This is a genomic window from Nitrospina gracilis 3/211 (assembly GCF_000341545.2).
Lineage (GTDB): Bacteria > Nitrospinota > Nitrospinia > Nitrospinales > Nitrospinaceae > Nitrospina > Nitrospina gracilis.
On the sequence record NZ_HG422173.1, the window covers coordinates 3027220 to 3040651 of the forward strand.

The 13432-nt window shown below is 55.2% G+C and carries 6 protein-coding genes and 2 pseudogenes; 4 read left to right on the top strand and 4 right to left on the bottom strand.

Going from position 1 to position 13432, the window contains the following annotated elements:
• From TX82_RS14570 to TX82_RS15490, 3 genes are all read right to left on the bottom strand, one after another.
• The coding region (locus tag TX82_RS14570; protein WP_244875046.1) for a molybdopterin-dependent oxidoreductase at positions 1-3220 on the bottom strand (3220 nt) is incomplete at its 3' end.
• A gap of 667 nt (positions 3221-3887) precedes the next feature.
• Positions 3888-4520, bottom strand: coding sequence for a response regulator transcription factor (locus TX82_RS14575; protein ID WP_237100498.1), 633 nt, complete (start codon positions 4518-4520; stop codon positions 3888-3890).
• 20 nt (positions 4521-4540) lie between these two features.
• Positions 4541-5812 carry a GAF domain-containing sensor histidine kinase gene (locus TX82_RS15490; RefSeq protein WP_187291986.1) on the bottom strand — a complete coding sequence of 424 codons (1272 nt, stop codon included), beginning with the start codon at positions 5810-5812 and terminating at the stop codon, positions 4541-4543.
• Between the two features lie 1160 nt (positions 5813-6972).
• Here TX82_RS15490 and TX82_RS14590 point away from each other — a divergent pair.
• The 4 genes and pseudogenes from TX82_RS14590 (at position 6973) to lpdA (ending at position 12881) form a co-directional block, all read left to right on the top strand.
• Entirely contained in the window at positions 6973-7377 is a 405-nt protein-coding gene (locus tag TX82_RS14590; protein ID WP_144079191.1) for a hypothetical protein, read from the top strand.
• A 20-nt stretch (positions 7378-7397) separates the two neighbouring features.
• Positions 7398-10074: pseudogene (aceE, locus tag TX82_RS14595) on the top strand (pyruvate dehydrogenase (acetyl-transferring), homodimeric type).
• Between the two features lie 14 nt (positions 10075-10088).
• Positions 10089-11485 (top strand): annotated as a pseudogene (locus tag TX82_RS16930) (2-oxo acid dehydrogenase subunit E2).
• 4 nt (positions 11486-11489) lie between these two features.
• Positions 11490-12881 carry a dihydrolipoyl dehydrogenase gene (gene lpdA / locus TX82_RS14605; RefSeq protein ID WP_005005943.1) on the top strand — a complete coding sequence of 464 codons (1392 nt, stop codon included), beginning with the start codon at positions 11490-11492 and terminating at the stop codon, positions 12879-12881.
• 110 nt (positions 12882-12991) lie between these two features.
• Here lpdA and TX82_RS14610 read toward each other — a convergent pair whose 3' ends face one another.
• The gene (locus TX82_RS14610; protein ID WP_005005945.1) at positions 12992-13171 is read right to left on the bottom strand and encodes an Hc1-related histone H1-like protein; all 180 of its coding nucleotides are present in this window, start codon (positions 13169-13171) and stop codon (positions 12992-12994) included.
• Positions 13172-13432: the final 261 nt, after the last annotated feature.

The following is a 13432-nucleotide window of genomic DNA, read 5'->3' on the forward strand; positions in this document are numbered from 1 at the left end:
CGTACTGACCTGCCAGGTACATCTCGGCGAAGCGGTCTTTCAACGGAGACTCCGGGGTGTAACCGGTACGAGCCGGTTCCCACAGTCCCTTACCATGCATACCACCGTCTTCCGCCTTGGAGAACTTAACCAGCGTCTCTTTCGGCGTAGCGTTGATGGCATGGTTGTCTGCCTCGTACCCGTGTACGAACTTCATCTTGGTTTTGGACTTATGGAACAGACTGTCCGTCTGATGCATCGGCATCAACCAAGACCGGGTGATCGACTGCTGACCGCCGTACCGGAAGTTGGACTGGTACGGAGTGGTCATCGACAACGCGCGTCCGTCCGGGCGCTCTTCGTGCGCTTTAACCGAGCGCTCCGTGCTCTGCCATGCTGAATGCTTCATCATGGAAGTGTGGTACGGATACGCCGGGTTGTACTTCGCACGGAGCATCAGGCGGGCAACCTTGTAGCGCGGATCCGACGGCTTCCAGCCCATGTACGGGCGGTCGGCCGGGTTCGCGTCTACATACACGTAGTCGCCGTCGTTGATACCCAGGTCCTTACACAGGAACGGGTTCATGTGAACCTGCCACTCACCAACACCCGGAGACCGCTTATCCATGCGGTAAGGATCGCCGAAGTTGTTGTTCCAGATCATGTTCCAGTCAGTCGTCGCCCAGGACGAATGAGCCGTATGTCTGGATTTCGGAGTGACGCAGTAGAACCGGTACCCCTTCTCCCACAAGAAGTTCTTGGTCGTACGTACGGAAGACCACGGCTTCTTGATGTTACGAACGTGACGCAGATCCGGATCCTGCTCGTCTTCCGGAATCCCGTAATCGTCCGGGCGGATGTAGGGGTTGGTGGATACGATGACGTTCGGCAGGTAAGGAGTCGCCTCAGGACCTTCCCTGTGAACGATGAAGTTTTCACCATACTCGATCGCTTCCGGCTCGTCGTTGTAGAACTGGATGCGGCCGTGCGCGGTGTAGAAGGGTTTGGACTCCGTGTACATTTCCCAGAACGGAGACCGCGGGTAGGTGCGGTACAGCAACAGACAACAACCCGGCTCACCATACTTGCCGTTGATGATGTCGTCGATGTTGTAACCCATACCCGAAGTCGAGGTGGTGAACAACCGGCGGATCTGAGCTTTCGTCCGGTTCGGAGCTTCACCCTCGTATACCTTCATGTAATCCGCAAAGCGTTTGTCACCGGTGATCTGGGACAGGCGTTTTGCGAACTCGCGGTGGATCAGGTTGTCATCGATCGTGTCGAATACCGGTTTGATGCCGGTGCCGCCCCAGATCTGATGGAACGGGTTCGAACACGCCGAAGTGATCTCGTAAGACTCGAACTCGGCCCAGCTGTTCGCCGCGAGCACGATATCAGAGTACTCACAGGAACCGGTGAACTCGATGTCCTGAGCCACGATCATGTCTACGTTGTTGTTGGTGTTGAACACCATCTCGTAGAACCACTTCGCGTTGTTGATGACGTTAACATTAACAAACCAAAGAAGCTTGGTCGGAGTCGGCATATGGGTGCGGCCCGTGAAGACCTTACGTCCATACCGCGGGGTATTGACGATCAGAGCCTTGTCACGATGCGCCCAGTAACCAGGCTCTTCACCTTTGGCATAGGCCTTGATGTTTTCCCAACCGACGTTCTTCGTCACATCAAGAACCGGGTTGAAGGGATCTTCCGCAACCATGGCCGCGAAGCCCGGTCCCGACCAGTGAGAACCCTGGTAGTTACCGGCCTTGTAGTTCCCGGACCAGGTGTGGGAACCGGAACCCTTCGGTCCGACGTTACCCGTCAACATCAGTGGAACAAAGGATGCACGATTGTGCATGGTGGCGTGGAAGTAATGGTTGATACCTTCACCGTAGTGAATCTCAACCGGCTTGATGGTACCGATGTCGCGTGCCAGACGTACAACCAGATCCTTCGGGGCATGACAAATCTGGTTAACCGTATCCAGATCGTAGTCCTTCAGGTGGATTTTGTACATCTCGTACAGCGGCATAACGGTGATGGTCTTGCCGCTGACCAGCTTGATGTCATAAACACCGTCCAAAGCCGGGTCGATGTTCTTCCTCCGCATCTTCGCGCCAATGTCCTCGCGAGTCAGGGCGACCGGTTTGTCGGTGTTGGTGTCCCAAACTACGAAGTCCGGCATTTTGTCCCGATCGTAGTTCTTCATCCACTTGGTCGTAAAACCATCCTTGGGCAGGGGCTGGTTTTTGTAACCGGGGATATAGTCCTCCGGATGCAACCGGATCAGGTTGTCCGTGCGGACCAGCAACGGCATGTCGGTATACTCTTTGACGTATTCACCATCAACGAGACCCTCATCCATCAGAATTTTGGCTACACCGAGGAAAATGGAGATGTCAGCCAGACCAGCGCGGGTCGGGATCCAGTAGTCGGCCTTGGTTGCCGGAGGATTGTACTCCGGAGCTACCGTTACCAGCGTACCGCCACGTTCCATGATTTCCGTGTACCAGTGCGCTTCCGGCATCTTGTTCTCAATGAGGTTTTTACCCCACTGAATGGTCAGCTTCGCATACCGGTGGTCGGCGAAGTCGATGTCGGAAGTCTGCATGCCATGCGTCCAGGAATGACCCGGAGCCTGGTCACCATGCCAGGTGTAGTTGGACCATGCGCGTCCGCCCAGTACCTGACCCGGGCCGCGGCCGCGAATGATCGCATCCAGAAGACCCATCATGTTGGCGAGGCGGTAGATACCGTACTTACCGACAACACCCAGCAGGCCCATGCCGCCGCGATACTTCATCGAGCGGGATCCGGATCCGCCCATGGCCTCGATCATCTCAGGCTGATAACCTTCGTTCTTCAGGCGCTGCGCACCGCGGGAACCGCTGTACGCCTTTCCGATCGCCACGTGGCCTTTTGCCAGATAGGTGAAGGTCTCATCCCAGGTCACGCGGACGAACTCGTCCGTGCCCCGGCTGGTGAACTTATATTTTTCCCGGTTCTCCTTGTCCAGATAAGGAAAGCCGTCGTCGGCCCACTGCTTCCAGCCAACGCGCAACATCGGATACTTGTTGCGGTACGGTCCATAAACACGACGCGGGAACGTCATGCCGCGGAGACACATGCGCGGGTTCCACGCTGCGTCCGCCTGGTTGCCGTACAGATCGCGAACCTTGTGATGATCGTAGTTCTGCTCGATCCGCATCAGAATGCCGTTACGTACGAAACCGCGCACACGACACTGATGGGTGTCGTTCGGCGAACAGCAGTACGTGAACGAGCGTTCATACTTATATTGATCGCGATAAACTTCTTCCCAACGACGATCCGGATAGGACTCCAGGGGATTCCCAACCTTCACAACGGGTTTCAACTGAGCGCCTACCCTCTTGCTCGAAAGCGCCATGGCCGAAGCCACACCAGCACTTACCTGCAAGAACTTCCTTCGATTCAAACGCATAGATTCAAACCTCCCTGCATTAGAGATAAAATGAGCCCGATCTGCGGGCCTCCAACCACTTCTTCCTCTTCCAACAATACTTCGGGATCACAGGCGATCCCGCTTTCACTTCATCCATGGCGGCGTCAGCGGTTTCCCAAATTAACGGCGCGCCACAAAACTTTTTCACTTCTCCAGGCAACGGAAGAGAAATACAAAATAATTAGGCAAAACTATTTCTAGCGAATGCGATTCTATGGGTTTTCGGCAAGGAAGGTAATCAGACGAGCCTGATTGGCGGATCGGATTTGGCTGTTTTTGAAAAAGGAATGGGTCCTATGATTTTGTAGGAAAACGATGTCTATAATTTGTGGGAAGTTTTGCTTTTGCCTAATAACAAAGGACTTGGCAACCCGAGAGAGGGAGAGGAAAGAAGGGGTGTTTCCGACTACAGGGAGAGCCTTCAAAGAAGCCGGTTTAACAGTGCGTACTGAGTGAGTTCAGAATTTGTCTTCATATTCATCTTCTGCAAAATATGGGTACGGTGCGTGCTGACGGTTTTCACGCTGAGACACAACTTTTGCGCAATTTCGGTGAGTGACTTGCCGCCGGAAAGAAGGCAAAACACTTCAAATTCCCTGTCCGTCAGGTATTCGTGGGGTTGCTTGTCGAATCCGTTGAAATTGAATGTGAGCTTCTCCATATATTCAGGACTCAAGAACTTTCCACCGGAGGCCACTTTGCGGATGGCATTGATGAGCACTTCCAGCGGGCTTTCCTTGGTAACGTAACCCGATGCGCCGGCTTTGAGGTAACGCATGGCAAAATGTTCCTCCGGGTACACGCTGACGACAACGACGGGCAAATGAGGAAATTCCTCCTTCAACTGCTTCATGTATTCCAGGCTCCATTCGCCACCCATCGTTATATCCAGAAGCACCAGATCCACCTTGGTCTCGCGTGCTTTCTGCAGCATCTCGGCGCCATCGACTGCTTCTTCCACCACCTCCATGTCCTTGATGGCCGAAAACGCACGGTGAATGCCTTGACGGAAAATTGGATGGTCGTCCGCAACAAGAATTTTTATATTTTTCAAAGAAGGCTCCATAATATTTCTCAATGCTTCAACTCTATGGTTATGGTTGTACCCTCGTTCTTTCGTCCATTCAAGTAAACCTGCCCACCCCAGATTTGTGCGCGTTCCTTCATGCCAAGCAAACCGAGCGAGAAGTTTTCATTAATCTGTTCCGGAACGAGCCCTTTTCCGTTATCGAACACCCTCATTGTCAACAGGCCTTCTCGATCCGTGAGGTCCACATTCACCTTGCTGGCTTCGGAGTGGCGAATCACATTGGTGAGGCATTCCTGAAAAATCCGGTAGATGGTGCTGGACCTCTGCGTGTCGAGGCTAATGATATCCGGTTGCGTTGACAAATCAAACTCGATACCCGTGCGGCTTTGAAACAATTTCCCCTGCCATTCGATGGCTTCCGTCAAGCTCATCCGGTCCAGGACAGGAGGTCTCAGGTCCAGAGAAATTCGTTTGACGGTTTGGATCGTTTTCTGGATCAGGTCGGTGATCAGGTCCACATCCTCCGAAATATCCTTTCTTTCCGGCGGAACCTTGGCCTGAATTCGGGAAAGGTCCAGCTTGATTGCCGTCAGCACCTGGCCCAGTTCGTCGTGCACCTCCCTCGCAATCCGTTTGCTCTCCTCTTCCCGAATTGAATCGAGACGATGATATAGCCTGCGCAGATGGTTGTTGTATTCTCCTTTATCTTTGTCCACCTTCTGTCGTTCCATGACCCGGCCAAGCAGGAAACCGATGCTCTCCATCACTTCCAGCAGGCGGGCATTGGGCTCCAGCTCCTTGTTCGAAAAAAACTCCATGACTCCCACAACCTTGGACCCGATGTAAACCGGAAACGCCAATCCCGTTTTGACTCCCAGTTCTTCCACCATTCTGTTACGGGCAAAGTTGGTGTCCTGTCCCACATCCTTAATCCAATGGGGCCTGGAATCCCCAAGCACCCGGCCCGGCAAGCCTTCACCCGCCTCCAGTTTTGTCACCTCGGTGACCTTAATGAAATCCTCGTATCGGTGCGGGTTCTGACAAAACCAGATGCCGGTTGGAAAAAGTTTTTTTTCTTTATCCTCGAAGCGGAAAAAGTGACCCAACACCCAGTCAATCTCCCGGCAGATTCTTTCCAGCGAATACTCGATCGCTTCTTCCAGGGTCTTGCTCATATTCGTCTGGAATGCGATATCCCGATTCAATTGAAGGTAAGAGCTTTCCTCCTGCAGGCGGTTGTAAGCTTTTTCCAGTTCACCCGCCTTCAAAAACTTTTCCGCCCACTGCAATTCCATCAGGCAGAAATAGGTGGTCATCCAAATGATCAGAACCGTGAGACAGCGGTTGATCAAGGCAAACCACCAGTCTCCACTAGGGGGGGAAAGGAAAAGCCCAAAAAAAGTCAAAATCGTTCCCACGATGGCGCCGGTCCATACCGCCTTGCTTTCCCGGGAACGGAATCCAATGAGAACCAGAACCACAAAAGGCAGCCCGCTGGCAACCCCCAGAGGTATCTGGGTGTCCGCTATCAAAATCAAAAGCCCGAGCGCACAAACCACTCCCAAACGGCTCAGCTTCGAGGCGCGTCGTTTTGCCATTGGGGAGGGTAAATGAATATCGTTCACTTTTGGTCTCGGTGAGTTTTTAGGTTCAAACTTTTGACATGAAAAGGGCTACAGCCCTGAATACAGATATTTCCAATCTTAATTTACTCTAAAACCAGCCCCCCTGTAATCAGAATATTGACTACACACAATAGGAAATAAAGAGGCGGGAGTGAAGGGCCGGAAGCGTTGTTAGACACGCATCCATGCAGGAAGCCCCAAGGCTTATAAATAGTGGCTCACAGACACGGTTTTAAAGGATCAACCTGACCCAATTGCAACGAGAAGAGTCGACCCTTGGCCGATTCATTGGAAAGTTTTTTTCACAGGCCGGCTACCTCGTGTGTATTGCAGAGCCGCTTTTAATCTATTTTGGGTGCTACTTGCTCGAGATTTTCCTGCAGCGTGGAGGATCTTTCCGGGGTCGGGTCAATGAGGGGCCAGATCAAAATGAATACCAGAAAACTTGTGACAACGACACCGATGATGAAACCAAACCAGTCGATGAATGCGAATTTTTCCTTCTGTTTTTTTTGGTCATATATAACCAGATTGTGTGAACGAAATAAAAACCGGAATTGTCTGACACCCGGAAATACTTATCCCACACCTTGTGTTTGTTCCAAATTCCGTTAACGAAACTTAACCATAACCTTCGCTAAAATCAAAAGAAATTTTGCGCGTATCCATCCGGTGTTTTATCGCTTTTGCATCCGTTTCATAAACATCAAATCCGCACGGCAACCGCATTCCAGGCATTGCCTGAACAGGCTAAAATTAAAATTGGACCGTGGCCAACCTTCGCCTGCGTGGGCGGCGGTCCCACCGGGGTGGAATATTCCGGCGCGCGGGGCGAAGGGGTCCGTCTCGTTATGGTGAAGGACTACGCGGAACTGCAGCGCGACCGCATTCGGATTCTCCTCTTCGAGGCGGGCGGGAGCCTGCTCGGCGGGTTTTGCGACGATGCCACAGACATCGCGCGCACCGGACAGTTAATGGTGAACGGATTCATCGGCTGGCTGTTGTGGCTGGGGGTGTACATCTTTTTTTCTGATCGGGACCCGCAACCGCCTGTTGGTACTGTTGTACTGGGAATGGAATTACGTGTTCTACGACCGCCCGGCGGGCACCGTCATCCCCCGGACCCGGCGGAGTCAACGCCGCCCGCACACACGGCGCAAGCGGGGACGAAGTATTTTGGACCGAATCCGGCGTTGAGGTCTCGGGGGTTATCAAGTAATCTGGAAAGAAATAGGACAATACGGGCGGCGTGTTAACCCTTTCTTTGGAGGCGGGCATGACGCAGTGGGCGGACATTCCCATGGACGACACCGATCCGGCGGAAACGCAGGAATGGGTGGACTCGCTCCACTACCTGTTGCGCGACGTCGGACCCGAGCGCGCCCATTTCATCCTGCACCGCCTGCAGGATGAAATGAGGAAGTCCGGCCACCACCTCCCCTTCACCGCCAACACACCGTACATCAACACCCTCCCGGCGGAAGACCAACCGTCGTATCCCGGCGATCCGGAACTCGAAAGGCGCGTCCGCAGTCTGGTCCGCTGGAACGCGATGGCGATGGTGGTGCGCGCCAACCGCACCACTCCGGGTATCGGCGGCCACATTTCCACCTACGCCTCTCTTGCACTCCTGCTGGAGATGGGATTCAACCATTTTTTTCGCGGTCCCGGAAACGGAGCACCGGGTGACCAGATTTATTTCCAGGGACACGCCGCACCGGGTATCTACGCCCGCGCGTTTCTGGAAGGACGCCTCACGCAGAAGCAGTTGGAAAACTTCCGGCGCGAACTGCAACCGGAAAGCGGCCTGCCCTCCTACCCCCACCCATGGCTCATGCCGGATTTCTGGGAATTCCCCACGGTGTCGATGGGATTGTCGCCGATCATGGCCATCTATCAGGCACGGTTCAACCGCTACCTGCATCACCGCGGACTCAAGGACACCACCGACAGCAAGGTGTGGGCGTTTCTCGGCGACGGAGAAACCGACGAACCGGAAAGCCTTGGCGCCATCACCCTCGCCTCGCGCGAAAAACTCGACAACCTGATCTTCGTCGTCAACTGCAACCTGCAACGGCTGGACGGACCCGTCCGCGGCAACGGAAAAATCATCCAGGAATTGGAAGCGGCGTTCCGCGGCGCCGGGTGGAACGTCATCAAACTGATCTGGGGCACGGACTGGGATCCCCTGCTTGCCAAGGACGACAAAGGCCTGCTCAAAAAAGAATGATGGAAGCGGTGGACGGCTGGTACCAGAAGTACGTCGTCGAGAAAGGCCAGTTCATCCGAGAACACTTTTTCGGCGCACACCCGGAACTGCTCAAGATGGTGGAAAGCCTCACCGACGACAAACTGGAAACCCTGCGGCGGGGCGGTCACGACATGGAAAAGGTTTATGCCGCCTACCATGCGGCGGTGAACCATACCGGATCGCCCACCGTCATCCTCGCCAAAACCATCAAGGGCTACGGACTCGGCGAGGCGGGCGAAGGCAAGAACATCACGCACCAGGCGAAAAAGATGAACGAAAGCGAACTACTCAGCTTTCGCACCCGTTTCGGCATCCCCATCGGCGACGAGGACGTGGCCAACGCCCCGTTCTACAAACCCGCCGAGGACAGCGAGGAACTGACCTACCTCCACGAGCGCAGGCAACATCTGGGCGGGTTTCTTCCGGAGAGAAAGGTCCGTTCCAAACCACTTTCCGTTCCCGGCCGGGATCAGTTCGAGGAATTTTTTAAAGGATCGAATGGGCGCGAGGTGTCGAGCACCATGGCCTTCGTGCAGATGCTCACCCGGCTTCTCCGCAATCCGGATCTGGGTAAACTGGTCGTGCCGATCATCCCGGACGAAGCGCGAACCTTCGGCATGGAAACGCTGTTCCGCCAGTACGGCATCTACGCCAGCCAGGGACAGCTGTATGATCCGGTGGACATGGACCAGCTTTTGTACTACCGCGAGGCGCAGGACGGGCAGATTCTGGAAGAAGGCATCAGCGAGGCAGGATCGATTTCCTCCTTCATCGCCGCAGGCACCGCCTACGCCACGCACGGCATCAACACCATTCCGTTTTTATTTTTTATTCGATGTTCGGGTTCCAGCGAATCGGCGACCTCATCTGGGCCGCCGCCGACATGCGCACGCGCGGGTTTCTTTTAGGCGGCACGTCGGGACGCACCACGCTGAACGGCGAGGGCCTGCAACATGAGGATGGACACAGCCACCTGCTGGCAGCCACCGTACCCAACCTCATCACCTACGATCCAGCCTATGCATACGAGCTAGCGGTCATCATCCAGGACGGACTGCGCCGCATGTACCAGGAACAGGAAAGCGTTTTCTACTACATCACGCTCTACAACGAAAACCAGGTCATGACCGAAATGCCGGAAGGCATGGAAGACGGCATCCTGAAAGGCCTTTACAAATTGAAAGCGGGTGCGGACAAAAAAGGCTGGCCGAAGGCGCACCTGTTCGGCAGTGGCAGCCTGCTTCAAGAGGCACTCCGCGCCCAACGCATTCTGGAAGAACATTACCAGGTGTCGGTGGACGTGTGGAGCGCCACCAGTTACAAGGAACTGCGCCGCGATGCGCTGGAGGCGGACCGGTGGAACCGCCTGCACCCAACAGACAAACCGCGCACTCCTTATATAGAAGAGATTTTGAAAAAGGAGAACGGGCCCATCGTCGCGGTGACCGATTACATGAAACTGGTACCGGACCAGATCGCGCCCTGGGTGCCGAACCCTTACACGACACTGGGCACCGACGGGTTCGGCCGAAGCGATTCGCGCGAGGACTTGCGCCGGTTCTTTGAGGTCGACGCGGAATCGATCACGGTTGCCATCCTGCATATGCTGGCGAAACAGGGAACGATACCGATGAAGCGAGTGAAACAGGCGATCGATCATCTCGACATCGATCCGGATAAACCCGATCCTGTCTCTTCCTGATAAAGGACCCACTGATGAGCGAAGACATCAAACTGCCCGCACTGGGCGAAGGCATCGAGTCCGGCGACGTGGCAAAGATCCACGTGAAAGAAGGCTCGGAGGTGGAGAAGGATTCGGTGCTCCTCGAACTGGAAACGGAGAAAGCCCTATTGGAGTTGCCGTCGCCGGTGGCCGGACGCATCACCGCCGTCAAAATTTCAGAGGGCGAGACCATCCAAGTCGGCCAGTCGCTTTTCGATGTGGACACCGATGGAACGGAGGAAGACTCCAAACCGGAACAGGTGGAAGACAAAAGGGAGATCAAGGAAAAAGGAGAAAAGCCGGAACCCGGGCCAACGGAGAAGGAAGAAAAGGAACCGGAGAATAAGAAAGAAGCGTCGCAAGAAAAAGAGACCCCGCAGAAAAAAGCACCTCCTCAAACCGGGAACGATTCCGCGGCAAAGAAAAGGACAGAGGAAAAGAAAGAAGAAAGGAAGAGTGCGGAAGACGCTCAAAATAAACGGGAAGCCGAATCCATTCCCGTGCCCGCCGGACCTGGGGCGCGCAGGCTGGCACGCGAACTGGGAGTGGATCTCAGGCAGGTCGCGGGATCGGCGCGCGGCGGACGCATCACTCTCGATGACATCAAGGCTTACACCAAAAAGAAATTGGCCGCGCCTTCCACGGGTTCCGCCGTTCAACCGGAACCGCTTCCCGATTTCACGCAATGGGGGGAGGTCGAGACCAAACCCATTGCCTCGCTTCGCGGCAAGATCGCAAGCAATCTGACGCGGGCGTGGAACGCGGTGCCTTTGGTCACGCAGTTCGACGAGGCGAACATCACCGACCTCGAAGCGCTCCGCAAGACGCAGTCCGAATTCATCAAGAAAAAGGCGGAAAACTGACCGTCACCGTGCTGGTGCTGGAGGCACTGGTGGCGGCGCTCAAGGAGCACCCGCAGTTCAACGCCAGCGTCGATCTGAATGCAGGGGTCATCCACTACAAAAAGTATTACAACATCGGCGTCGCCGTGGACACGCCCTCCGGCCTGATCGTGCCCGTCATCAAAAACGTCGATCAAAAAAGCGTGGCGGAGCTGGCAGTGGAGTTGACGGAACTTTCCGAACGCGCGCGCAACCGCAAGGTATCGCTGGACGAGCTGCGCGGCGGCAACATATCGGTATCCAATCTCGGCGGTATCGGCGGCACCGGGTTCACGCCGCTGGTCCTGCCGCCGGAAGTGGCGGTGGTGGGCCTCTCCCGCACCCGCATGCAACCGGTTTACAAGGACGGCAAATTCCAGCCGCGCCTCATCCTTCCCTTCTGCGTGTCGTACGATCACAAATTAATCGATGGCGCGGATGCCGCCCGCTTTGCACGCACGCTGGCGGAACGGCTGGAAAATTTCACAGGCACCCTGCTCCAAGGTTAAACACATGGTTGAGCACCCGTTGATCGTGATCGGAGCCGGACCCGGCGGTTATGCCGCGGCGTTCCTCGCTGCAGACAAGGGCTTGGATGTGACGCTGGTCGATGACCGCAACGCCCCGGGCGGCGTGTGCCTGCATGTCGGGTGTATTCCTTCCAAAACCCTCCTGCACATCGCCAAACTCATCGGTGAAGCCCGGCAGGCGAAAGAATGGGGACTCGACTTCGGCGAACCGCGCATCGATCTTAAAGGTCTCCGCAAATGGAAGAACAAAGTCGTCGAACAGATGACCGGCGGACTCGCACAGTTGTCCAAACAACGGAAAGTGAAACGCATCAATGGTCGCGCGGTGTTTCAGAATGCGCATTCGGTGAAAGTCGGCAACGAGTTATTGAAGTTCAAACACTGCATCGTCGCAACCGGTTCGCGTCCCGCCTGGCCGAAGGGGTTTCCGAAACCCGGCGGGCGGTTGATGGACTCCACCAACGCCCTCGAGATAGAAGACATACCCGAACGCCTGCTTGTGATTGGCGGTGGCTACATCGGCCTGGAAATGGGCACGGTGTACGCGGCGCTGGGAAGCAAGGTCACGGTGGTGGAAATGACGGGCGACCTGCTTTCCGGCGTGGACCGCGACCTGGTGCGCCCGTTGCAAAAAAAACTGGCGGGGGAATTTGAAGCCATTCACCTGAACACGAATGTGAAATCTCTGAAAGAGAATGTAGATGACGTCCAAGCCATTTTCCAAAACGACGACGGGTCACGCGAGGACGCTTTCGATCGCGTGCTCGTCGCCGTCGGCCGCCAACCCAATACGGAAGGTTTGGGACTCGACGCCGCGTCCGTCGAGCTCGACGAACACGGCTTCATTCCGGTGAACGCGCAACGTCAAACGGCCGAGCCCGCCATTTACGCTATCGGCGATGTCACCGGTGGCGCATTGCTTGCCCACAAGGCGGCGCACGAAGCGCGGGTGGCGGTGGAAGCGATCGCCGGAGAGAAAACGGAATGGAACCCGCACGCCATCCCGGCGGTGGTGTTCACCGATCCGGAGATCGCGTGGTGCGGTCTGACAGAAAGCGAAGCGAAAGAAAAAAAGATCGATGTGGAGATTGCGAAATTTCCGTGGGGTGCGTCCGGCCGCGCTCAGAGCCTGGGCCGTACCGAGGGCGTGACCAAACTTGTCCTGCAACCCAAAACCGGCCGCGTGCTGGGCGTGGGGCTCTGCGGTGCAGGCTCGGGGGAATTGATCTCCGAAGGTGTGCTTGCCGTTGAAATGGGAGCGGTGGCGGAAGACATTGCGCGCTCCATCCATCCCCACCCGACGCTGTCCGAGACGCTGATGGAGTCGGCGGAAACTTTTCTAGGCACTGCCACGCACATCATGCGCAAAAAATAAAACCACCATCACCGGCCCATCAAAAACAAAAACGGACCCGGCCGCAATGGCCGGATCCGTTTCCATTCATGTTGCCGGAATTGTTTTTTGAAAGACGTGTTGAAATATATTCAGCCCAGGCTGTTTTTCTTGTCCTGGATTTCCGCGCGGCGGGCTTTCGCCAGTTTGCCGATTTCGGCCAGCGCTTTGCGGGCGCGCGCAGCGGCGGCTTTGATGTTTTTGGATTCGAAACTTTCGTTTTCGGCGATGTATTGCTCAAACGCGGCAACAATCTGTTCATGAGTGGTCATACGTCTCTCCGTTAAAATTTATTGATAATGCAATGAACTGCGTTTCACTGAGAAATAACCAAGCGTTGAATCCGAACTGGAGCAAATGATTTGAACCTTCCGGCAATTCACGAAGGATTCTGTATTCGATATTTCATTTGATGCGGGGACAACAATGTATTTCCCCTACCCATTAAGATACCGTTTTGCGCCCCAATAGCCCAGTCAAATTACTCAAGCATCAGAATATCAAGGGGATTGAAAACCGTGCAAGCGGCAATG